The organism is Streptomyces sp. NPDC056479, from assembly GCF_042795335.1.
Classification (GTDB): Bacteria; Actinomycetota; Actinomycetes; order Streptomycetales; family Streptomycetaceae; genus Streptomyces.
In genome coordinates this window covers 443398-465061 of the sequence record NZ_JBHTRZ010000007.1, presented here as the reverse complement: position 1 = coordinate 465061, position 21664 = coordinate 443398, and the positions used below count along the sequence as shown (strand labels likewise).

Sequence of the window (21664 nt, the reverse complement as noted above, 5' to 3'; positions counted from 1 at the left end):
GGGAGATCGGGAGGGAGGGGAGGCCGGTCGCTGGTCGGGCGGCCGACCGCGCCCGTCTGATGTGGCTATCGGTCCCCGAAGATCGTGCGGTGCCAGTCCTTCCTGGCGACCGCGGTGTTGTCGAACATGACGTGCTTGATCTGGGTGTACTCCTCGAAGGAGTACGCGGACATGTCCTTGCCGAAGCCGGACGCCTTGTAGCCGCCGTGCGGCATCTCGCTGATGATCGGGATGTGGTCGTTGACCCACACACAGCCCGCCTTGATCTCACGGGTGGCGCGGTTCGCCCGGTAGACGTCCCTGCTCCACGCGGAGGCGGCAAGCCCGTACGGGGTGTCGTTGGCCAGCCGGATCCCCTCATCGTCGCTGTCGAACGGGAGAACGACCAGTACCGGGCCGAAGATCTCGGACTGGACGATCTCGCTGTCCTGGGCGGCGTCCGCGATCAGGGTGGGGCGGTAGTAGGCGCCCTTCGCGAGCTCGCCCTGGGGAGCCTCGCCGCCCGTGACCACGCGCGCGTAGGCACGCGCGCGCTCGACGAACCCGGCGACCCGGTCGCGCTGGACATGGGAGATGAGCGGTCCGAGGTCGGTACCCGGCGCGAACGGATCACCGAGCCGGACGCTCGCCATGAGCGCGGCGGTCTGCTCCAGGAAGGCGTCGTAGAGCGGCCGTTGCACGTACACGCGCGTGGCGGCCGTGCAGTCCTGCCCCGTGTTGATGAGCGAGCCCGCGACGGCGCCGTGGGCGGCGGCTTCGAGATCGGCGTCGTCGAACACGACGAACGGGGCCTTGCCGCCGAGCTCCAGGTGGATCCTCTTCACGGTGCCGGTGGCGATCTCGGCGACGCGCTTGCCGACGGCCGTGGAGCCGGTGAAGGAGGTCATGACGACGTCGGGGTGACCGACCAGATGCTCGCCGGCCTCCTTCCCGGTCCCGGTGACGATGTTGATGACACCGTCCGGGATCCCGGCGTCGGTGGCGGCCTGGGCGAACAGGAGCGAGGTGAGCGGGGTGAGCTCGGCGGGCTTGAGCACGATGGTGTTGCCCGCGGCGATGGCCGGGAGGACCTTCCAGGCGGCCATCTGGAGGGGGTAGTTCCAGGGAGCGATGGAGCCGACGACGCCGATCGGCTCACGGCGGACGTAGGAGGTGTGGTCCCCCGAGTACTCCCCCGCGGACTGCCCCTGCAGATGACGGGCGGCGCCGGCGAAGAAGGCGATGTTGTCGATGGTGCCCGGGACGTCGAACTCACGGGTCAGCTTCAGCGGCTTCCCGCACTGGAGGGACTCCGCGCGGGCGAAGTCCTCGGCGCGTTCGGCGACGACGGCGGCGAAGCGGTGCAGCGCGTCGGAGCGCTCGCCGGGAGTGGCGGCGGCCCAGGCGGGGAATGCCTCGCGCGCGGCGGCGACGGCCGCGTCGACATCATCGGTACCGGCCAGGTCGTACGTGTACACCGCCTCGCCTGTGGCAGGGTCGACGACGGCGTGTGTGCGCCCCGAGGTCCCCTTCGTCAGGCGGCCCGCGATGAACTGCGCGCCGTCCGCGAAGCGGTCCTGGGCCGGGAATCGTTCCGGGGTGGCGGTGCCCGGGTTGTGCATGTCGCTCCCTCCGTGCCCCAAGAGGGGCCGGTGTGGCTCAGGCTCGATTTGAGTGCCGATCCTGACAGAGCAGAGGGACTCCAACAAGTGATTCCGTTGTTGCCTTTTGGTTACGCGACGGAATCTGTCGACCAGGTGTCGAGTCGGCCTGGAAAACGGGGGACGGAGTGTCGGTGGTGCGTGCCAGACTCGGCCACATGGCGAAGATCGATTCTTGGGACGCTCTGATTCAGGAGGTCCGTGCGGGGGCGAGAGTCAGGTATCTGCACTTCTGGGGGCACCGGCCACGGCCGGACGGCCAGGTGAGCGCGAGCTGTCTCAGCCAGTGGTGGGCGGCGCCGTTCACGGTGGACGGAGTGGCGTACGCGACCGCCGAGCACTGGATGATGGCCGAGAAGGCTCGGCTGTTCGGAGATGCGGAGGCGGAGGGGCAGGTGCTCTCCGCGGGGCATCCGTCGCTGGCGAAGAAGGCCGGGCGGTCGGTGCGGGGGTTCGACGACGCGGTGTGGGAGCGGGAGCGGTTCCGGATCGTGGTCGAAGGGTCGGTCCACAAGTTCGCCGCGCATGCGGATCTGCGGGGGTTCCTGCTGGGCACCGGGGACCGGGTGCTGGTGGAGGCGAGTCCGGTCGATCGGGTGTGGGGGATCGGGCTGGCGGCGGGGGATGACGGGGCCGGGGATCCGGAGCGGTGGCGGGGGCCGAATCTGCTGGGGTTCGCTTTGATGGAGGCGCGGGAGCGGTTGCTGAGGATCAGCCCCTCCGGCGTCTGAGGAGCGGGGGTCCAGGGGGCAGCCCCCCGGCAGGGGGGCGAGAACCCTGGCCGTCGCTACGCCGTCGCGATCACCAGCGCCAGCATCACCAAGCCCAGCACCACACCCGCCGCCCCGCAGATGATCCCCGCCAGCGCCTGACCCGGATTCGTCGCCTCGCCGCGCCGCGCCTTCCCGCGCCCGATCGCGCCGAAGATCAGGGCCAGCACACCCACGATGATCGCCACCGGCCACAGACAGAAGATGACGGCCGAGATGATCCCCAGCACCAGCCCCGCCGTACCCATCCCGTTGCTCGGCATGGCCTGCATCCCGGGCCAGCCGTAGTAGCCCTGGGCGGGCGGGTAGCCGTGACCGCCGGGATAGCCGTAGGGAACCTGCCCCGGCCCGTCGGGCGCGATGGGCGGCGGAGGGACGGGCTCACCGTGAGCGGCGTAGGGGACGGATGCCGTCGGAGGCGCGAAGGGGTTGGGCGGGGCGGACCCCGGTGCCGCGAAGGGATTGGACGGCGTGGGCCCCGGTGCGGCGAACGGGTTGGCCGTCGAAGCGTTCGGCGCGGGCGACGGATTCACCCAGGACGGCGGCGCGGCGTCCTGGGGCTCGACCGGCGGACCGCCGGAGGAGGGCATGGACGTCATCGTCTGCTGATCATGCACAGACGGAGCGGGCCAGGCGGCCGGCGGCTCGTTCGAGGCAAGGGTGAAACCAGGGCCCCCGGGCTCCGAGGGGCGGGCCTGAGCACCCCCGACCGGCTTGTCCAGGGACGTCTTCTTCTCCAGCGGGTTCGCCGCCTCACTCCCCGGCGAAGCCCAAGATCCCCCACCGCTGCCTTCCGGCGCCTCCGGCGTCTGCGCGTCGTCGGACATGCGCGGAACCCCCTCTGTCGTACGTGCCGTCATGCTAAGGCCCGGGCATCACCGGCGCGGCCCCGGCCTACGATGATCCCAAGTCACCGATCAGCCGATCACCGCGTCCCGCCGGCACAGACCCTGCCGAAGACGCCGTTCCCGGGGAGGAACCTTGACCGACCGTCTCGTCGACGCCCGCGTCCCACGCGACCTGCACGCCTTCATCGCGGGGCTGCCCAAGGCCGAACTGCACGTCCACCACGTCGGCTCCGCCTCCCCCCGCATCGTCGCGGAACTCGCCGCCCGCCACCCGGACTCCAAGGTCCCCACCGACCCCGAGGCCCTGGTCGACTACTTCACGTTCACGGACTTCGCCCACTTCATCGACGTGTACCTGTCCGTCGTGGACCTGATCCGCACCCCGGAGGACGTGCGGCTGCTGACGTTCGAGGTGGCCCGCGACCTCGCCCGGCAGCAGGTGCGCTACGCCGAGCTGACCATCACGCCGTTCTCCTCCACCCGCCGCGGCATCGACGAGAGCGCCTTCATGGCGGCGATCGAGGACGCCCGCAAGGCGGCCGAGGCCGAGTTCGGGACCGTGCTGCGCTGGTGCTTCGACATTCCCGGTGAGGCCGGGCTGGAGGCCGCCGAGGAGACGGCACGGCTCGCCACCGACGACCGGGTGCGCCCGGAGGGCCTGGTCTCCTTCGGGCTCGGCGGTCCCGAGATCGGCGTGCCGAGGCCGCAGTTCAAGCCCTACTTCGACCGGGCCATTGCCGCCGGACTGCACTCCGTACCGCACGCCGGCGAGACCACCGGGCCGGAGACCGTCTGGGACGCCCTCACCCATCTGCGGGCCGAGCGCATCGGGCACGGCACCAGTTCGGCGCAGGACCCGAAGCTGCTCGCGCACCTCGCCGAGCACCGGATCCCGCTGGAGGTGTGCCCGACGTCCAACATCGCCACGCGCGCGGTCCGCACGATCGACGAGCACCCGATCAAGGAGTTCGCGAAGGCGGGCGTCGTCGTCACGATCAACTCCGACGACCCGCCCATGTTCGGCACCGACCTCAACAACGAGTACGCCGTCGCCGCCCGGCTCCTCGACCTCGACGAGCGGGGCCTGGCCGGCCTCGCCAAGAACGCCGTCGCCGCGTCCTTCCTCGACGAGCCCGGCAAGGCCCGGATCGCCGAGGAGATCGACACGTACACGGCCGGCTGGCTCGCACCCTGATCCCCCGGTCCCGCCACCGGGCCCCCAGAATGTCCTCATGCAGAACGTGACCGCCGTCGCCCACCGCGGCGACCCCTACCGTGTCCGCGAGAACACCCTCGACTCCCTGCGCTCCGCGCTCGCCCTCGGCGCGGACGCGGTGGAGATCGACGTACGGCTCACCAAGGACGGCGTACCCGTGCTGCTGCACGACGAGACGCTGAAGCGGCTGTGGGAGCAGGAGCGGCCGTTGCTCGCGCTGTCGTCGGCCGAGGTGCGCGGGCTGACGGCGGGCGGGGTGCCGACGCTGGCGGAGGCGCTGGCGGCGTGCGACGGGAGCCGGGTGATGCTCGATCTGCCCGGCGGTCCCGATGTCCGCGCGGCACGCCGGATCGTGGACGTCGTGCGCGAGTGCGGGGCCGAGGACCGCGTGTACTACTGCGCGGGCGCCCCCGCCATGCTCGCCGTGCGCGCAGCCGACCCGGCCGCGGAGATCGCCCTGACCTGGACGACGCTGGCGCCGCCGCGGCCGGCGCTGCTGGACGCGGTACGTCCGCGCTGGCTCAACTACCGCTTCTCCCTGGTCGACCATGCCCTCGCCGAGCGCGTCCACCACGACGGCCACCTGCTCTCCGTCTGGACCCCGGACACCCGTCGCTCGATGCGCCGTCTGCTGGACATCGGCGTCGACTCGATCACGACGAACCGCGTCGAGGTCCTGCTGGGCCTGCGCACGGCCTGAGCGCTAGACCCGGGACTTCTGAGGCACCGTCGCCGCGTCCGCGGGGGTGGCTCGGGTGGCGTACTGCGGTACCGGTGTGTCGTCCTTGCCGGTGTCACGGACGAGGCCGTAGCGGGTCGCGCCGTCGGGCGGACCGTGGTTGACGTCCTCGTTCACGGCGTCCCAGTTCGACGGGAAGACGCTGAGGCCGTAGTCGGCGCCGCGTTCGTTCTGGGTGAGGGTGACGCTGCCGTCGACGTAGAACCACTCGTTCTGCCACATCTGCTGGGTGCCGGACGGCGGGACGGCGTATCCGGTGGTCGAGTTGCCCATGCCGGTGGCGGAGGTGTCGGTGCTGCTGACGCGGTCGTCCATGCGGCGCCCGCCGCCGGAGGCGACGTGGAAGAGCCTGCCCTTCAGGCCGGTCCAGGCCGGCATGACGAGGCTGCCCGCCCGGTACTGCGGCGAGATCTGCCAGCGGACGAGGACATAGCCCCGGCCGGTGAGCGTGACGCTGTCGCCGCGATGGTTCATCACGGCGTGTGCGCCTCCGGTGCTGGTGATGCCGGACTCGGGGCGGCGCGGCAGGGCGGCCGGGTCGGCGTTCGGGTCGGGGGCCCGGTCGACGGCGTCGACGGCCGAGCCGTACAGCTCGACCTTGCGCGTCTGTGACGGCGACGGTGACGGCGTCGCCGTCGGTGACACGGATGGCGTGGGCGACGACGGCGGGCGGGCCGTGCTCGCCGCCGTGGGGGCGGTGACGCGCGGCGGCGGGGCGTCCGGGGGCTGGGTGACGACGTACGCGCCGCCCGCGACGATCGTCGCGCCGGCCGTCACCGCCACGGCGGGCTGGGTGAGCGCGGCCATCACCTTGGCGGACCAGCCGACCGAGGTGGCCGTCGCCGTCGCCGCGACCGCCGTCTTTCCGCCGAACGCCAGCGACACGGTGAAGCCGATCGGGACCGGGACGAGCGCGATGCCGACGAGGAGGCGTTCCGCCGGTACGACGGCCTCGCGGGTGTCGCCGCAGTAGCCGCAGCCCCTGATGTGCCGGGCCAGGCGCTTGCGCCAGACCGAGTCGGGGCGGCCGTTCCAGCGGGCGCTCACCTCACGCAGGTCGGGGCAGGCGCCGTCGAGTGCCCGGACGATGCCGCGCGCGGTCTCCAGCCGTTCCTTCACCCGCTGGACGCGCACCGCGGCGTGCTGCCGGCTGATCCCGGCCGCGGCGGCCAGTTCGCGCCGGGTCAGCTCGCCCGCGACCTCCAGCCACCACAGCGACAGCAGGTGCCGGTCCTCGTCGTCAAGCCAGCGCACCGCCTCCGCGACCTCGCGCCGCTGACCCTCCAACTGCAGCCGCAGCACGGTGAGTTCGGCGAAGTCGGTGGCCTCCCGCGCGGCCGACTCGTCCAGCGGTGCCGGTTGTCTGCGCCGCGCACGGTCCCGGATCTGCCGCATGGCGATGGCGACGAGCCAGGAGCGGAAGCTGTCCGGGTCCCGCAGCGAGCCGAGGTGGTCGACGGCACGCAGCATGGTCTCCTGCACGACGTCGTCGACGTCGGCATGGCCGTTCAGGGCCCGCCCGACCACGTTGTAGACGAGCGGCAGCCAGCCCTCGACCAACTCGTCCAGCGCCTGACGGTCCCCGGCCTGCGCCGCCGCGATGGTGGAACGCCACTGCCGGCCGGCCGCCTCGTCCACGTACGTCCTCTCCCGGATCATTCGCTGCCCGCACGCACCTTCTCAGCCCGACCAGCACGGTCGGCCATGTCGGAGGTCACATTCCGCTTCCGGGGTGGAGACGCGATGCAGGGGGAGCCGATAACACTTTTTCGCGGCCGGGAGCCGGCCCGTAAGGGCGATCCCTTACAACACCCTTGCTCCGTACGGCACTTGCTCCGGGTTGCGCAAGGGGTGCGGACCCTCCTCGCCGACGATCCGGCCGAGGGCACACCGCCCCGACGATGATCACGGACATCCCACCGACCCAGGAGCCGCAGATGCCCGTACGCCCGCTTCCCGCCCTCCTCACCTCCGCGCTCGCCCTGACCCTGACCGCACTGCCGCTGGCCGGGACGGCCTCGGCCCGGCCCGCGTCGCCGTCGTCCTGTTCCGCGCGGGCGATCGAGGCCGCCACTCCGGACGGCCCCGACGTCGAGGCCCTGTGCGGCGCGCTCGCCGGGCTGCCCGACAAGGACGCGACGGCCGCGCTGATCCGCGTGAACGGCAAGGGGAGCTGGCACGGGGCCGCCGGGGTGCGCGGCATGAGAACCGGGGCCCCTGCGCTGGAGAACGCCCGCTTCCGGGCCGGTTCGACCACGAAGATCGTGACCGCGGCGGTCGTGCTGCAACTCGCCGCCGAGGGACGGATCTCCCTGGACGGGACGGTGCAGCGGTATCTGCCCGGACTGCTCACGAAGGACTTCGCGCCGATCACCGTACGGCAGTTGCTGAACTTCACCAGCGGGCTTCAGCCGGGCGCGTCCCTCGGCGAGGACGTGGACGACGGCTACGAGCACCGCTTCGAGACGCTGACCCCCGAGGAGGTGGTGACCGCGTCCGTCGCCAAGGGCCCCGATCCCGAGCACGCGCCGGGCGAGTTCCAGCGGTACGGCAACATCCACTACACCGTGCTGGGCATGCTGATCGAGAAGGTCACCGGCGACTCGTACGCCCACCAGGCGGCCGTACGGATCTTCCGCCCGCTCGGCATGCGGCACACCTCGTTCCCGGCCGGCCCGGACCCCCGCATCCACGGGCCGCACAACCGCGGCTACGACTGGATCGACGGCAAGCTGGTCGACGTGACCGAGTGGAACATGTCCGACCGGTTCGCGGCCGGTGACATGATCTCGACGACGGCCGACCTGGAGCGGCTCCTCTTCGCCCTGTTCCGCGGTCGGGTCGTGCCCGGGCCGCAGTTGGAGGAGATGTTCACGGTCCCGGACATCGAGGGGGCCACCATGAGTGCCTCGCTGGAGCGTTTCGAGCTGAACGGCAAGGAGATCTGGGGCAAGACGGGTGCCCGCCCCGGCTATCACACCGTCGTCGCGGCCACCCGTGACCTGTCCCGGACGGTCGTCTACTCCGTCAACTCCACCGACGCGAAGGGCGACGGCCTGGCCATCGCCCAGCGCTTCGCGTTCCCGGCGTTCAACCGCTGACGGCGGCGGCAGCGGCTGGGGGTGCCGACGGTTCGGTCAGCGCCTCCAGTCGCTTGATCCTCTTCCGTACGACGTACAGCGGGATCACCCCGAAGACGCCGAAGGACATGTCGATCACCGACCACCAGAACGGGATGTCGCGGATCGGACCGCAGATCAGGGCCAGCGGGATGATGCCGGCGCAGGCGATCATCCCGAACTCGACCACCCAGATGTTGCGGACGGGGTCGCGGTAGGGGCCGTAGAAGGCGACGGCGATGACGAGGTGGGCGAAGGCCAGCCAGTCGGTGCCGTAGAGCAGGAACGGGTGGTCGGCGTCGGCGGTGTCGAGTCCCTGCCGGACGCGCTCGATCCAGTCCATGAGGCCGGGGAGGTGCTCCGGCACGGACAGGCTGCGCAACAGGTCCTCGGTCCAGTGCAGTTCGTGGACGAGGGGGAAGGCCGTGGCGCCGCTGAGCACCAGGCAGACGACGAAGAAGGCCAGCCAGACACGGATGCCCTTGAGCAGGGCGGCTCTGTCGCTCATGGGGGTAGCGTACGCCAGGAGTTGAACACGTTCAAAAGCAATGTGCCCCCCTGCCGAACCCCGACCCGACCGCCGCCATGCGTCCTCGGGCGGACCCGGCCTACGATGTCCGCCGACGAGGGAGGATGCATGGGCCTGGACCTGAGCGAGCGGGCCTACCGGGGGCAACGGTGGGCGGCGCGGGCCTCGCTGGCCGCCGCGGGCCTCGCGGTGCTCGTGCCGCTCGCCTACGGCGGGGTCGGCGGCGTGCTGCTGCTGGTGGCCGGCGCGGCGGGCCTGGGGCTCAGCTCGGTCGCGGTGTGGTGGACGCTGACGCTGCGCGGGCCGGTGCGCTGGGTGGCGGGCGTCGTGGCCCTGGCCGTACCGGCCGCCGTGATCGCGCTGTTCGCGGCCACCCTTTTCTGGGCGCTGCTGGCGTCCGTGGCGCTGTGGACGGTGGCCGTGTGGAGCGGCCGGTACGCGCTGCGGGGCACGGGCAGCCCACGGGTGCGGGTGATGCGCGGGCGCAAGGCGGCGCCGCCCCGGCGAGCGGTCCTGATCATGAACCCCCGCTCGGGCGGCGGCAAGGTGGACCGCTTCGCACTCAAGGAGAAGGCGGAACGGCTCGGCGCCGAGGTCGTCCTCCTCGATCCCGATGAGCACCAGGACGTCACCGCCCTGGCCCGCAAGGCCGTTTCGGACGGCGCGGATCTGCTGGGTGTCGCGGGCGGGGACGGCACCCAGGCGCTGGTCGCGGCCGTCGCCGCCGCGTACGACATCCCGTTCCTGGTGATCAGCGCCGGCACCCGCAACCACTTCGCCATGGACCTCGGCCTCGACCGTGAGGACCCCGCCGCCTGTCTCGACGCGCTCGTCGACGGTGTGGAGTTGCGCGTCGACCTCGGCTTCGCCAGCGGGAGGCCGTTCGTCAACAACGCCTCCTTCGGGGCGTACGCGGCCATCGTGCAGAGCCCCGGCTACCGCGACGACAAGATCGGCACCAGCCTGGAGCTGCTGCCCGACCTGCTCACCCGCCAGCAGGGCCCACTGCTGACCGTCCGGGCGGCGGGCACCACGCTCGACGCTCCGCACGCCGTGCTGGTCAGCAACAACCCCTACCGCACGGACGACCCCTTCGGGCTCGGTCGCCGCGACCGCCTCGACGCGGCCGTTCTCGGCGTCCTCGGCATCAGGGTGGACAGCGCGGCCGAGGCCGCCGCACTGCTCCTCGACCCGGCGCCGCCCGGCCTCAGCATCCTCACCGCGACCGAGGTGGTCATCGAGGCCGACCGCGAGGAGATCGAGGCCGGCATCGACGGCGAGGCCCTGGTGCTGCCCGCACCGGTCCATATCCGCATCACTTCGGGCGCCCTACGTGTCCGGGTCCCCCGCAAACGTCCCGGCGTCCCCCAGCGCGGCCCGCGCCTGGACTGGCGGCGCCTGCGGAAGCTGGCGGCGACGGTGGGGCGTACGGCGGTGCATCGCCGGGGACTCTGAGGGCCTGTTGCTGAACCCCCGTCGTCCGCGCGGAGCGCGGGCGCAGCGGCGTTCGGTGCGTGCCCTGGGGGTCCCCCCGGCCGAAGGCTGGGGGAGTGCGGCGAGGGTGCGTGCCGGGCGTCGGGGCGCAGGCGGGGGTTCAGAAACAGGCTCTCAGGGCCGCTACGCCGTCATCAGGGGCAGCGCGGCGAAGGTGTGCCGCTCCCACAGGCGACGGGAGGCTTCCTCCGGGTAGGCGACGACCGCCGGTTCGGTGTCGAGGACCTGGACGAGGCGCCGCTCGGTGTCGTACGCGGCCCAGCCCGGGTCGCCCGTGGTGGCGAAGGCGGTCCAGGCGGAGCGGAAGCGGGCGGAGAGCGCCTCGGCCTCGGGGGACGGCTCGGGCCCGATCAGCAGGGCGCCGAGGCCGCCGTACACGCCGAAGGTCAGGGGTACGTCCAGACCGTGGCAGGCGCCGAGAGCGCCGCCGTCCAGCGGGGCGGACCAGGCGAGTTCGTACACATGCGCCCGGCCGCCGCCGGCCACCTGCGCCTCGGCGAGACGCAGGGTGGGCATGCGGAACAGCCAGTCGGACTGCACGAGTTCGAAGAGCCGCTCGGCGGAGGCGTCCGGGAAAGCGCTGCGGTAGGCCGGCCCGGCGTCCGGGGCCGGCCCGAAGACCGCCAGGGCCTGGGACGCCATGGCGTCGTCCACCCGGCCGAACAGCCCGCCCATCATGAGGAAGAGGCGGTACTCGTCACGGTTGTGCCCGGCGATCAACTCCACGTCACGTGCGGCGCCGGCCGCCAGGGCCTCCCACGGCGTGGTGGGCAGGACATCGCCGTCGACGACGGGCGAGAACGGGGTCGGGGTGAGGGCGACCGCACCCCAGCGGTGCGTGTACTCACGCATCCGGGCACTCAGCGCGACGCTCGCCTCGGGCAGTTTGCGCGGGTCCACGCCTGCTAGGTCAGCCACCGTCGGACGCAGCCCCAGCTCGCCGGCGAGGGCCTCGCCGATGTCCGCGGCCAGCGCGTCCGAGAAGTAGGTGCCGGGCACGCTCTGCGTGATGGCCCGGCGGAACAGCCCCCGAGCCGGGGGCATGGTCAACAGCGCGGCGATGGACCCGGCGCCGGCCGATTCGCCGAAGACGGTGACCCGGCCGGGGTCGCCGCCGAACGCGGTGATGTTCTCGCGCACCCATTCCAGCGCCGCGACCTGGTCGAGCAGCCCACGGTTCGCGGGAGCGCCCTCGATCGAGGCGAACCCCTCGACGCCGACCCGGTAGTTGAGGGTGACCACGACCAGATCGCCGTCCCGCGCCAGCCGGCCGGCGTCGTAGGCGGGATCGTCGGCGGAGCCGATCTTGTAGGCGCCGCCGTAGATCCACACCATGACGGACCGGCGCGCCGCCGGATCCGCGTCCGGTGTCCAGACGTTGACGGTCAGCCAGTCGTCACCGGCCGGAAGGGCCCCGGCGGGAGCGGGAGCGCCGAAGGCCGCCTCCTGCGGGGGAGGCGGGCCGAAGGCGAAGGCCTCGCGCACCCCGTCCCAGCGGTCCGCCGGTCGCGGCGCCGCGAAACGCGCCTCGCCGACCGGTGGCCGCGCGTACGGGATCCCGCGGAACACCGCAAGGCCGCCCTCCCGTCGGCCACGCACCGCACCGGCCGCCGTCGCGGCCTCCGGAAACTCGCTTCGGGTCATGGATGACTCCTCACGCAACACCATTGACACTCGCCCATCGCGCCCCGAGACTCATGGCCACCCAAGTGAACCACATTTCACCTGACGAACAAGGGCTTGTGTTCCGCTCCTGCTCCGGGCCCCGTCAACATCTCCGAGGACGCAGATGAACGACCGACCCACGTCCGCCGCACCCCGTCCGCCACACACCTTCCGCACCGTCTTCCCGGTCCTCGCCCTGTGCTGGCTGGCCGTGTTCTTCGACGGCATGGACGTCAACATCTACGGCGCCGTCATGCCGCACATGCTCGACGACTCCGGGCTCGGGCTGACCACGGCCACCGCGGGCACCATCGGCAGCTGGACCACGTTCGGCATGCTCATCGGCGCGCTCACGGCCGGCAACCTCACCGACTGGCTCGGGCGGCGGCTGATGCTGGTCTCCAGCGTGACCCTGTTCTCCGTCGGCTCGGCGATCTGCGCCCTGGCAGGAGGCGTGGGCCTGTTCGGTGCCGGCCGGTTCGTCTCGGGGCTCGGCCTCGGCGGTCTGATGCCGCTGTGCCTGGCCATGGTCATGGAGTTCGCGCCGCCGCGCCGGGCGGCCCTGACCACCGGACTGCTGATGACGTCGTACCACTTCGGCGGCATGGCGGCGACCGGCCTCGGACTCACCCTGGCCCCGGCCGCGGGCTGGCGCTGGGTGTTCTGGGCCGGCGTACTCCCGGCCCTCATCGCCGTACCGCTGCTGCTCAGCCTGCTCCCGGAGTCCCCCGGCGTGCTGCTGGCACGCGGGGACCGCGCGAAGGCCGATGCCGTCGCCGACCGCTACGGCCTCCCCCGGCCCACCGCCGCGGCCGCGCCCGCCGCCGGGGCGCAGGGCCGCCTGGCCGCCGTACGGGACCTGTTCCGCCCGGGGTCGCGCTGGGCGACCCCGCTGCTGTGGCTGGCCTCCTTCAGCGGTCTGCTGCTCGTGTACGGCGTCAGCACCTGGCTGCCGCAGATGATGCGCGCCGAGGGCTACGGCCTGACCTCCTCGGTCAGCTTCCTCATGGTCATCAACGCGGGAGGCATCGTCGGCCTGCTGATCGCCGGCCGCACGGCCGACCGGTTCGGCGCGGTGCGAGTCTCGGCGATCTGGTTCGTCCTGACCGCCGTCGGAGCCCTGCTGCTCAGCACCCACCTCCCCCTGGGGCTCACCTACGTCGTCGTCGCCGTCACCGGTGTCTGGCTGTTCAGCGCGCAGGTCATGGTCTACGCCGCCACCAACACCGTCTATCGCGACAGCGAGCGGGCGGCGGGACTCGGCTGGGTCACCGGAGTCGGCCGCACCGGAGCCGTCGTGGGCCCCTGGCTGATCGGCACCCTCGCCACCAGCGGCAACCAGAGCTGGGGCTTCACCACCTTCGCCCTGGCCGGACTGCTCGGCGCGGTGGCCATCGCCCTCGTCCCGCTCGCCCGGCGCGTCGGGCGCGGCGACGCCCCGGCCATGACTCCGGTCGCGGCGACGGCGGGGGCGTCGGAGGGCTGAGGTTCGCTGAGGTTCGGTCTCTCTCACGGACCCGGAGGGCACAGGAGGGTGACGGCCCCTGGTTGTCACCTGTCCGCAGGGGCTCCGATGATGTTGCAGATGTCCGCGTCGGTGCACGTGCTCGGGTCGGTCACGGCGGCGCGTTCGGCCAGGCCGCGAAGGGCGGCTCGGGTCTTGCGCAGCTCGGCCATGCGCCGCTCGATGTCCGCGAGGTGCTGCTGGATCAGGTCCGTGACGTGAGCGCACGGTGCCTCGCCCGAATCGCGCAGCGCGAGGACCGAGCGGATCTCGGCGAGCGTGAGGCCGGCCGACCGGGCGTCGCGGATGAAGGCGAGCCGGGTGCCGGTCTGCGGCGGGTAGTCGCGGTAGCCGCCCGGTGTGCGGGGCGGGGCAGGCAGCAGTCCGGCCTGCTCGTAGAAGCGGAGCGTCTTCGGCGTCAGGTCGTTCGCCGCGGCCAGCTCTCCGATACGCATACAGCCGAGGCTACGCCTTGACCTTCCAGCGCACTGGAAGGTCTAGCGTCGGCCGCATCCGCAGTGACCTGGGAGGACGCGGCCATGCGCATCACGCTACTGACAGTGCCCGACTGCCCCAGCGCACCGCTGGCGCGGGAGCGGATCTGCCAGGCGCTGGACGGCAGGGCCGCCGTGGTGGACGTGGTCGAAGTCGCCGATGAGGCGCAGGCCGCCAGGGTGGGTATGGCCGGTTCCCCCACCGTCCTCATCGAGGGCGCCGACCCCTTCGCGGTGCCCGGTGCTGCAGCCGCCTCTGTCTCCTGCCGGCTGTACCGCACCCGGGACGGCCGGACCGAGGGGGCGCCGAGCGTGGCCGACCTGCGCCGCGTCCTGGACCTGGCGCAGGCCGACGAAGACGGCGACTGCCTGCCCCTGGACGCGGCGGTGCGAAGTGGCCGCGGTCGGCCGGCGCCGGTGGCCGGAGGGCTGCGCGCCGTGCAGCAGGCCGTCCTGCGATCCTTCGCGCGCACCGGCCGGGCACCTGCGGCCGCCGACCTGGAACAGGTGACGTGCGACTACGGCCGCCGACCCGGCGAGATATTGGCCGAACTGGCCTCCGAGGACTTCCTCACCCTCGACGCGCAGGACGGCATCCAGGCCGCATACCCCTTCTCCGTCACCCCCACCGTCCACCGCCTCCGGCTCGCCGACGGCCCCGAGGTGTGGGCCATGTGCGCGATCGACGCACTCGGCATCCCGGACATGCTCGGCACCGACGCCGTGATCACCTCGGCCGACCCGGTCACCGGCGAGGCCGTCACCGTCACCTCCACCGGCGGGCACATGACCTGGCAGCCCGCGACGGCCGTGGTCTACGTCGGCCAGCGCTCCTCCTGCACCGGCCCCGCCGCCGAAGTCGCCTGCGGCGCCCTGAACTTCTTCGCCGGCCGCGGCACCGCCGGCACCTGGGCCGAGCAGCACCCGGACTACACCGGTGCAGCCATCGGCCGGACCCGCGCCGAAGCCCTGGGCCGGTCCATCTTCGGTGACCTGCTGGAGCCGGCGGCTGTCAGCGAGCCGCAGCAGACACACGAGCACGACCAAGGGAGGGAATGATGGCCGGCATGCGCATCCGCATCGACGCCGTCGACCTGCCCGGCCTCACCTGCCCGCCCGAAGCATTCACCGGCGACGCCGTTCCGGAGTACCGCAACATCCACGTCGCCGTGCAACGCCGGGACCGGCCCGCCGAACTGCTCGACCCGCGGCCCGGCGATGCCGCCTCCGCGACCTGGACCCTGGAGTGCACCACGGCGGCCACACCGGACGGCACCGACGTGAAGGGCCCTCATGTACAGGGACGTCCGGGAGCGAGGTTCATCTACCTGTCCTGGGGCACCGTCGACGACTCCGGCACATTCACGATGTTCCGCCGCGCCAAGCTGATGCTCGACGCCGTACCCGACGAGATTCTCGACGCCTCCGCGCGCACCGGCCTCCTGGTCGGCCGCCTCGGCCTGACCGACGGCCGCGGTGGACCGCTGTGCGCACGCGTCATACCGCCACGAATCACCTGGACAGCGGGGCCAGTTGCAAACAGTACGGTGGCGCCATGAGCAATCACTCGGACGTGCCTGTCACACCCGTCGAGGCCTATGAACCCCCCTACTACGTTGCTGTCTTCACCACGGTGCGAACCCAGGACCAGAGCGGCTACAGCGAGACCGCCGCACACATGGAAGAGCTGGTGAAGGACGTCCCCGGCTTCCTGGGGATGGACCACGCGCAGACTCCGGGCGGGCTGGGCATCACCGTCGGGTACTTCCGCGACGCCGACGCCCTCACGGAGTGGCGGGGCAACGCCGAGCACCGCGCGGCGCAGGACCGCGGGCGAGCCCAGTGGTACGAGAGCTACACGCTGCATGTGGCGAAAGTGGAGCGGAGTCACGGGTTCGTGCGAGCGATGGTCCCGCAGGGCCCGACAGCAGGCTGACCGACCGAAGTCACCTCGGCGATCGTCCCGCCACGAGCTCGCAACGAGGCGCCGCGCTGCGCGCCGCGCCGGGCTGGATGCGGCGCGTAAGAAACGGCGGCGGTGGCCGTACGGCGAAGCCGAGACGGCGTACGACGTCTATGGCCCGGCGCGATTTGCGCGAGCCGCTGGACCTGGGCGCCGCGATCGGCGCGCTGGTGACCGCGCCGTCCAGGGAGCCCCCGGCGGCCGGTGCCACGCTGCATGAACGTCCGCAAGGTCAGCCGCCGTTGAGATCAAATAGAGCCCGGCCTTCTTCTTCATGGCGTCGCTGTACTCGGCCCGCAAAGCCGTCAACAGTGCCCAGGTCCCTTAGGTGACCGCCGTTCGCTGTGGGAACTGCGGCGGATGAGGCCCCGTTTCGGCGTCGCATCCGGTATCGCCACCGTCCGTGCGTCCAGGGCGGCGACGAACCCGGCGGGGCCGCCGCGCGGGGAAACGTACCTGGTCCTCGAGGACCTGACCCGTGAGCAGGTCCTGGACCGCGAACGTGCAGCGCCGGTCACGCCTCGGGCACCTCAACCTCGGCGGAATTCCCGGCTCCCTCACCTGCACTGTCGTACGCCTCGCCACGACCTGCACACTCGATGTATACATGCCGCGTATACACGGCATGTATAGTGCGGGTCATGTCCATCGGTCACACCCTTTTGGGGCTCCTGGAGTCCGGCCCGCGCCACGGCTACGACCTCAAGCGGGCCTTCGACGAGAAGTTCGGTCACGACCGGCCGCTCCACTATGGCCAGGTCTACTCGACGATGTCCCGGCTGCTGAAGAACGGTCTCGTCGAGGTCGACGGGATCGAGGCGGGCGGCGGTCCCGAGCGCAAGCGCTACGCGATCACCGACGCCGGCATCACCAACGTACAGAAGTGGCTCGCGACCCCGGAGCAGCCGGAGCCGTACCTCCAGTCGACCCTCTACACCAAGGTCGTCCTCGCCCTGCTCACCCGGCGCGACGCGGCCGAGATCCTCGACACCCAGCGCTCCGAGCATCTGCGCAGCATGCGGATCCTCACCGACCGCAAGCGCAAGGGCGACCTGGCCGATCAACTGATCTGCGACCACGCCCTGTTCCACCTGGAAGCCGACCTGCGCTGGCTGGAGCTGACCGCCGCCCGACTCGACACTCTCCGTGAGGCAGTAACCCGATGACGACTTCTCCCCCCGGTTCCCTGCTCATTGCGCACGACCTGCGCAAGGCGTACGGCCCGACCCACGCGCTGGACGGCGCCGGCTTCTCCATCCACCCCGGCGAGGTCGTCGCCATCATGGGCCCTTCCGGGTCCGGCAAGTCCACGCTGCTGCACTGCCTCGCGGGTATCGTGCCGCCCGACTCCGGGTCGATCGCCTACAACGGGCGTGAAGTGACGAGGTTGAGCGATGCCCAGCGCAGCGCGCTGCGCCGCACCGAGTTCGGGTTCGTGTTCCAGTTCGGTCAGCTGGTGCCCGAGCTGACCTGTGTGGAGAACGTCGCCCTGCCGCTGCGGCTGAACGGCTCCTCCCGCAAGGACGCCGAGCGGACCGCGCTCGGCTGGATGGAGCGCCTGGAGGTCGACGACCTCAAGGCCAAGCGTCCCGGCGAGGTCTCCGGCGGTCAGGGCCAGCGCGTTGCCGTGGCCCGCGCGCTGGTCACCGGACCGCGCCTGCTGTTCGCCGACGAACCCACCGGCGCGCTCGACTCCTTCAACGGCGAACGCGTGATGGAGTTGCTGACCGAGGCGGCCCGTGCGACCAACGCCGCCGTCGTCCTCGTCACCCACGAGACCCGCGTGGCCGCATACTCCGACCGCGAGATCGTCGTCCGCGACGGCAAGTCCCGCGACATGGAGCGCGCCGTATGAGTCCTCGCCAGTGGGCCAGAGACCTGGCCGTGGGGGCCCGTTTCGCCGTCACCGGCGGACGCGAGGGCTGGGTGCGGATGACGCTCACCGCCGTCGGCGTCGGCCTCGGCGTGGCTCTGCTCCTGCTGTGCACCGCCCTGCCCAACGTGTTCGCCGCCCGCCACAAGGTGGAGGACGCCCGCTTCGACTACACGTACTCCGAAAAGACCCCGCCGAAGGCCGGCAACACCTTCCTGATCGCCGACACCGACACCATCTGGCACGACGAGGACGTCCGCGGCCGGCTCGTCGAGCCCGAGGGCAAGCGGGCTCCGCTGCCCCCGGGAGTCGACGGCTTCCCGGGCAAGGGCGAGATGGTGGTCTCCCCCGCGCTCAAGGACCTGCTCGCCTCGGACGGCGCCAAGCTGCTGCGGGAGCGGCTGCCCTACAAGATCACCGGCACGATCGGCGAGAGCGGACTCATCGGCTCCCACGAACTGGCCTACTACGCGGGCGCCTCGGGGCTGAAACTCACCGACTCCTCCCCGGTGCACCGGCTGACCGAGTATGGCAAGCCGGACGCGACACCGGAGAAGACCGACCCGGTGCTGCTGCTCATGGTCCTCGTCGTGTTCGTGGTGCTGCTGACCCCGGTCGCCGTGTTCATCGCCGCCGCCGTCCGCTTCGGCGGCGAGCGCCGCGACCGCCGGCTGGCCGCGCTGCGCCTGGTCGGCTCGGACAGCCACATGACCCGGCGGATCGCGGCGGGCGAAGCACTCGCCGGAGCCCTGCTCGGCCTGGTCTTCGGCACCGGCTTCTTCCTCCTCAGCCGTCAGACGCTGGGCTCCACCGAGGTGCTGGGCGTGAGCGTCTGGCCCAGCTACCTCGATCCCTCCCCGGTGCTCGCCGCGCTGGTCGCGGTCGCGGTCCCGGTCGCCGCCGTACTCGTCACGCTGCTCGCGATGCGCGGCGTGGTGGTGGAACCGCTTGGCGTCGTGCGCGCGGCCAAGCAGCGCAGCCGCCGGCTGTGGTGGCGGCTGCTGCCGCCGCTGGCCGGCCTCGCGATGCTCTACCCGATGATCGGCAAGGGCCGCAAGAACGGCGACTTCAACCAGTACCTCGTCATCGGCGGTGTGCTGCTGCTGCTGATCGGCATCACCGCGCTGCTCCCCTGGGTCGTGGAGGCGGTCGTCGTCCGCCTCGGCAAGGGCGCGCTTTCCTGGCAACTCGCGGTACGGCGGCTGCAGCTGAGCAGCGGAACCGCGGCACGCATGGTCAACGGCATCGCCGTCGCCGTGGCCGGAGCCATCGCCCTGCAGATGCTGTTCACGGGAACGCAGAGCCAGTACACCAAGGCCACCGGCAAGGACCCCGGCCGGGTCCAGCTACAGGTCGACTTCAGCGACCGCAAGCCGCTGTCCGGTGTCGAGCGCGAATTCACCGGCACCAAGGGGGTACGGGCCGCAGTGGCCCTGGCCGGCTCGCAGTACGGGGACTCGCGTCGCGACCCGCAGAACACCAACGGCCTGACCGTGGGCAGCTGCACCGCCCTGCGCGAACTCGCCACGCTTCCCTCCTGCAAGGACGGCGACGTGTTCGTCACGCGAACGAGGAGCCACTACGCCTCCCCCGGCAACGCCGACGAAATCGCCGTGGTGAAGCCCGGTCGGCAGCTCTACATCGACCCGTCGTACGGCGACTCCACCGAACGCGGCATCGAGGCGCCCTGGACCGTTCCGGCGAACGTGCGGGTGGTGGATGCGCGCAAGGACTCACTGCAGGACGACAACAGTCTGCTGGTCACCTCCGCCGCCCTGCCCGCCAAGGCCGCGCCCGCGCTGTTCTCGAACGGGGTCTACCTGCGTCTGGACCCGTCGGTGCCGGACTCACGGGAGTACATACGCAACGTCGTCGCCCGGATCGACCCCCTGGCACACACCTACAGCTGGTCGGCGACCGAGGAGAACGACAAGTACGCCTCCATCCGCACCGGTCTGCTCGTCGGCTCCGTCTTCGTGCTGGCACTGATCGGCGCGAGTCTGCTGGTCTCCCAGCTGGAGCAGCTGCGCGAGCGCAGGAAGCTGCTCTCCGCGTTGGTCGCCTTCGGCACCCGGCGCCGCACGCTGAGCCTGTCGGTGCTGTGGCAGACGGCTCTCCCGGTCGGACTCGGCCTCGCACTGGCCACAACGGTGGGTATCACCCTCGGCTCGGTGCTGCTGAAGATGACCCGTACACCGGTGGTCATGGACTGGACGAGCGTCCTGACCATGACCGGCATGGGCGCGGCCGTGGTCGGCGTGGTCACGCTGCTGAGCCTGCCGCCGCTGCTGCGGATGATGCGCCCGGAAGGCCTGCGCACGGAATAACCCCTCACACATCCCCCGAAGTGGGCTCCTCCTGCCAGGAGGAGCCCACCCCTGCATGCAGACGAGCCAGTTCGGCATCAGCGGTCCAGCAAGGGTTCCCGCGTCCGTCCGCCGCCCCCGGAGGGAAAGGGGATGGTAATGCGCCGTCACCTCTGAGAAGCGTCGTGATCTTGGTGCCGACATCCTCGTCACACGAGGTCGCGTGCCGTCCTACAACCCCGCGATGGCGTTCCATCGCTTGGCGAACGCCACCCGCTCCCCGGAGGTGATGTCCCGTGCGACGGCGAGGCGTTCGCGCATCGCCGCGTCCGGGAAGATCAGCGGGTCCTCGGCCAGGGCGGCCGTCTCCTCGTCCTTGGCCGAGGCGAGCACGTCCTGGGCGGCCGGGACCGGGCAGACGTAGTTGACCCATGCGGCCAGTTCGGCGGCGGCCTCGGGCTCGTAGTAGTGGTCGATCAGCCGCTCGGCGTTGGTCTTGTGGCGGGCGAGGTTGGGGATCATCAGGGACTCCGACCACAGCTCGGCGCCCTCCTCGGGGACGACGAAGCGGATGTCCGGGTCGTCGGCCTGGAGTTGGATGACGTCGCCCGAGTACGCCTGGCAGGCCAGGACGTCGCCGCCGGCCAGGTCCTTGATGTAGTCGTTGCCGGTGAAGCGGCGGATCTGCCCCTTGCTGACCTGCTTCTCGACCTGGTCACAGACGGTGTGGAAATCGTCCGCCGTCCACCGGGTGATGTCCACGCCGTTGCCCTGCATGAGCAGCGCGAAGGCCTCGTCCAGACCGGAGAGCAGCGTCACCCGGCCCTTCAGGTCGCTCGCCCACAACTCCGAGACGTGGCGTATCTCGCGGCCGAGCCGACGGCGGTTGTACGCGATGCCGGTGATGCCGGACTGCCACGGCACGGTGAACCTCCGTCCGGGGTCGAAGGCCGGTGAACGCAGCAGCGGGTCCAGGTACTTGGTCACGTTCGGCTGCCGCGCCCGGTCCATCTCCTGCACCCAGCCCAGCCGTACGAACCGGGCGCACATCCAGTCGCTGATGACGATGAGATCGCGGCCCGTGCGCTGGTGGTTCATCAGGGAGGGGCTGATCTTGCCGAAGAACTCGTCGTTGTCGTTGATCTCCTCGACGTAGTCGACGGAGATGCCCGTGCGCTTCTCGAACGCCTCCAACGTGGGCCGACGCGTCGTGTCCTCGTCGTCCGTGTCGATGTACAGCGGCCAGTTCGCCCAGGTCAGCCGCTTGTCGCTGGCGGAGAGATCGGCAGCGGCCCGCTCACCGGGCGGCACATAGGCGGCGGGCACACCACAGCCGGCGAGGCCCCCCACCAGCGCGCCCGCACCGAGCGTGCGCAGCAGGGTCCGGCGGGACGGCGAGGGGCGTTTCGACGGGAGGGCCATTGCCGCAGCATGCCGCCGCCGACCGCGGCCGGGCAATCGACGTCGTGTCGAGCGGAACGGCACCCGCCGGACAGGTTGTCGA

General features: G+C 71.5%; 19 protein-coding genes and 1 pseudogene. 12 read left to right on the top strand and 8 right to left on the bottom strand.

The genetic code is table 11. The features are described from left to right. Nucleotides 1–65 precede the first annotated feature (65 nt). Complete coding sequence (locus ACFQ6S_RS28425; RefSeq protein WP_383415582.1) at nt 66–1601, bottom strand: gamma-aminobutyraldehyde dehydrogenase; 1536 nt, start codon at nt 1599–1601, stop codon at nt 66–68. A 197-nt stretch (nt 1602–1798) separates the two neighbouring features. Here ACFQ6S_RS28425 and ACFQ6S_RS28420 point away from each other — a divergent pair, with 197 nt between their 5' ends. Beyond that, on the top strand, nt 1799–2371 hold the full coding sequence (locus ACFQ6S_RS28420) for an NADAR family protein (RefSeq protein WP_383415579.1): 573 nt from the start codon (nt 1799–1801) through the stop codon (nt 2369–2371). A 56-nt stretch (nt 2372–2427) separates the two neighbouring features. Here the strand turns inward: ACFQ6S_RS28420 and ACFQ6S_RS28415 are convergent, their stop codons facing one another. Further along, on the bottom strand, nt 2428–3237 hold the full coding sequence (locus tag ACFQ6S_RS28415) for a DUF4190 domain-containing protein (RefSeq protein ID WP_383415576.1): 810 nt from the start codon (nt 3235–3237) through the stop codon (nt 2428–2430). 154 nt (nt 3238–3391) lie between these two features. Here ACFQ6S_RS28415 and ACFQ6S_RS28410 point away from each other — a divergent pair, with 154 nt between their 5' ends. Together ACFQ6S_RS28410 and ACFQ6S_RS28405 are read left to right on the top strand one after the other, a co-directional pair. Beyond that, nucleotides 3392–4453 carry an adenosine deaminase gene (locus tag ACFQ6S_RS28410; RefSeq protein ID WP_383415573.1) on the top strand — a complete coding sequence of 354 codons (1062 nt, stop codon included), beginning with the start codon at nt 3392–3394 and terminating at the stop codon, nt 4451–4453. A 37-nt stretch (nt 4454–4490) separates the two neighbouring features. After that, complete coding sequence (locus ACFQ6S_RS28405; protein WP_383415570.1) at nt 4491–5174, top strand: glycerophosphodiester phosphodiesterase; 684 nt, start codon at nt 4491–4493, stop codon at nt 5172–5174. Nucleotides 5175–5177: 3 nt separating this feature from the next. On the opposite strand, the gene ACFQ6S_RS28400 is transcribed toward ACFQ6S_RS28405, so the two are convergent. Then, nucleotides 5178–6872, bottom strand: coding sequence for a sigma-70 family RNA polymerase sigma factor (locus tag ACFQ6S_RS28400; RefSeq protein ID WP_383415567.1), 1695 nt, complete (start codon nt 6870–6872; stop codon nt 5178–5180). Nucleotides 6873–7150: 278 nt separating this feature from the next. Here ACFQ6S_RS28400 and ACFQ6S_RS28395 point away from each other — a divergent pair, with 278 nt between their 5' ends. Continuing rightward, on the top strand, nt 7151–8314 hold the full coding sequence (locus tag ACFQ6S_RS28395; protein WP_383415564.1) for a serine hydrolase domain-containing protein: 1164 nt from the start codon (nt 7151–7153) through the stop codon (nt 8312–8314). On the opposite strand, the gene ACFQ6S_RS28390 is transcribed toward ACFQ6S_RS28395, so the two are convergent. After that, entirely contained in the window at nt 8304–8840 is a 537-nt protein-coding gene (locus ACFQ6S_RS28390) for a hypothetical protein (RefSeq protein ID WP_383415562.1), read from the bottom strand. The two genes, ACFQ6S_RS28395 and ACFQ6S_RS28390, sit on opposite strands and share 11 nt — an antisense overlap. 129 nt (nt 8841–8969) lie before the next feature. Here ACFQ6S_RS28390 and ACFQ6S_RS28385 point away from each other — a divergent pair, with 129 nt between their 5' ends. Beyond that, nucleotides 8970–10316: a diacylglycerol/lipid kinase family protein gene (locus tag ACFQ6S_RS28385; RefSeq protein ID WP_383415561.1), complete on the top strand. Its 1347-nt coding sequence runs from the start codon at nt 8970–8972 to the stop codon at nt 10314–10316. Between the two features lie 162 nt (nt 10317–10478). Here the strand turns inward: ACFQ6S_RS28385 and ACFQ6S_RS28380 are convergent, their stop codons facing one another. After that, entirely contained in the window at nt 10479–11999 is a 1521-nt protein-coding gene (locus ACFQ6S_RS28380) for a carboxylesterase/lipase family protein (protein ID WP_383415558.1), read from the bottom strand. A 145-nt stretch (nt 12000–12144) separates the two neighbouring features. Here ACFQ6S_RS28380 and ACFQ6S_RS28375 point away from each other — a divergent pair, with 145 nt between their 5' ends. Further along, on the top strand, nt 12145–13506 hold the full coding sequence (locus tag ACFQ6S_RS28375) for an MFS transporter (RefSeq protein ID WP_383415555.1): 1362 nt from the start codon (nt 12145–12147) through the stop codon (nt 13504–13506). Nucleotides 13507–13571: 65 nt separating this feature from the next. Here the strand turns inward: ACFQ6S_RS28375 and ACFQ6S_RS28370 are convergent, their stop codons facing one another. Beyond that, complete coding sequence (locus tag ACFQ6S_RS28370) at nt 13572–13979, bottom strand: heavy metal-responsive transcriptional regulator (RefSeq protein WP_383415552.1); 408 nt, start codon at nt 13977–13979, stop codon at nt 13572–13574. An 84-nt stretch (nt 13980–14063) separates the two neighbouring features. Between ACFQ6S_RS28370 and ACFQ6S_RS28365 the strand changes: the two genes are divergently transcribed. The 3 genes from ACFQ6S_RS28365 to ACFQ6S_RS28355 are packed head-to-tail and all read left to right on the top strand — an operon-like array spanning nt 14064 to nt 15954. Further along, the gene (locus ACFQ6S_RS28365; RefSeq protein WP_383415550.1) at nt 14064–15077 is read left to right on the top strand and encodes an alkylmercury lyase family protein; all 1014 of its coding nucleotides are present in this window, start codon (nt 14064–14066) and stop codon (nt 15075–15077) included. Between the two features lie 8 nt (nt 15078–15085). Further along, complete coding sequence (locus tag ACFQ6S_RS28360; protein ID WP_383415547.1) at nt 15086–15577, top strand: DUF5990 family protein; 492 nt, start codon at nt 15086–15088, stop codon at nt 15575–15577. Then, a complete protein-coding gene (locus tag ACFQ6S_RS28355; protein WP_383415544.1) occupies nt 15574–15954 on the top strand; it encodes an antibiotic biosynthesis monooxygenase family protein in 381 nt (126 codons plus the stop codon). The genes ACFQ6S_RS28360 and ACFQ6S_RS28355 overlap by 4 nt, the downstream gene beginning before the upstream one ends. Nucleotides 15955–16343: 389 nt before the next feature. Here ACFQ6S_RS28355 and ACFQ6S_RS28350 read toward each other — a convergent pair. After that, a pseudogene (locus ACFQ6S_RS28350) lies at nt 16344–16433 on the bottom strand (pyridoxamine 5'-phosphate oxidase); the annotation flags it as partial. 189 nt (nt 16434–16622) lie between these two features. Here ACFQ6S_RS28350 and ACFQ6S_RS28345 point away from each other — a divergent pair. The 3 genes from ACFQ6S_RS28345 to ACFQ6S_RS28335 are packed head-to-tail and all read left to right on the top strand — an operon-like array spanning nt 16623 to nt 20181. After that, entirely contained in the window at nt 16623–17147 is a 525-nt protein-coding gene (locus ACFQ6S_RS28345; protein ID WP_383415541.1) for a PadR family transcriptional regulator, read from the top strand. Continuing rightward, nucleotides 17144–17836 (top strand): ABC transporter ATP-binding protein, encoded by a 693-nt coding sequence (locus ACFQ6S_RS28340; RefSeq protein WP_383415539.1) that lies wholly within the window; start codon nt 17144–17146, stop codon nt 17834–17836. Before ACFQ6S_RS28345 ends, ACFQ6S_RS28340 begins: the two co-directional genes overlap by 4 nt. Beyond that, nucleotides 17833–20181 carry an ABC transporter permease gene (locus ACFQ6S_RS28335; RefSeq protein ID WP_383415536.1) on the top strand — a complete coding sequence of 783 codons (2349 nt, stop codon included), beginning with the start codon at nt 17833–17835 and terminating at the stop codon, nt 20179–20181. The genes ACFQ6S_RS28340 and ACFQ6S_RS28335 overlap by 4 nt, the downstream gene beginning before the upstream one ends. A gap of 210 nt (nt 20182–20391) precedes the next feature. On the opposite strand, the gene ACFQ6S_RS28330 is transcribed toward ACFQ6S_RS28335, so the two are convergent. Further along, nucleotides 20392–21582, bottom strand: coding sequence for a PotD/PotF family extracellular solute-binding protein (locus tag ACFQ6S_RS28330; RefSeq protein ID WP_383415533.1), 1191 nt, complete (start codon nt 21580–21582; stop codon nt 20392–20394). Nucleotides 21583–21664 lie beyond the last annotated feature (82 nt).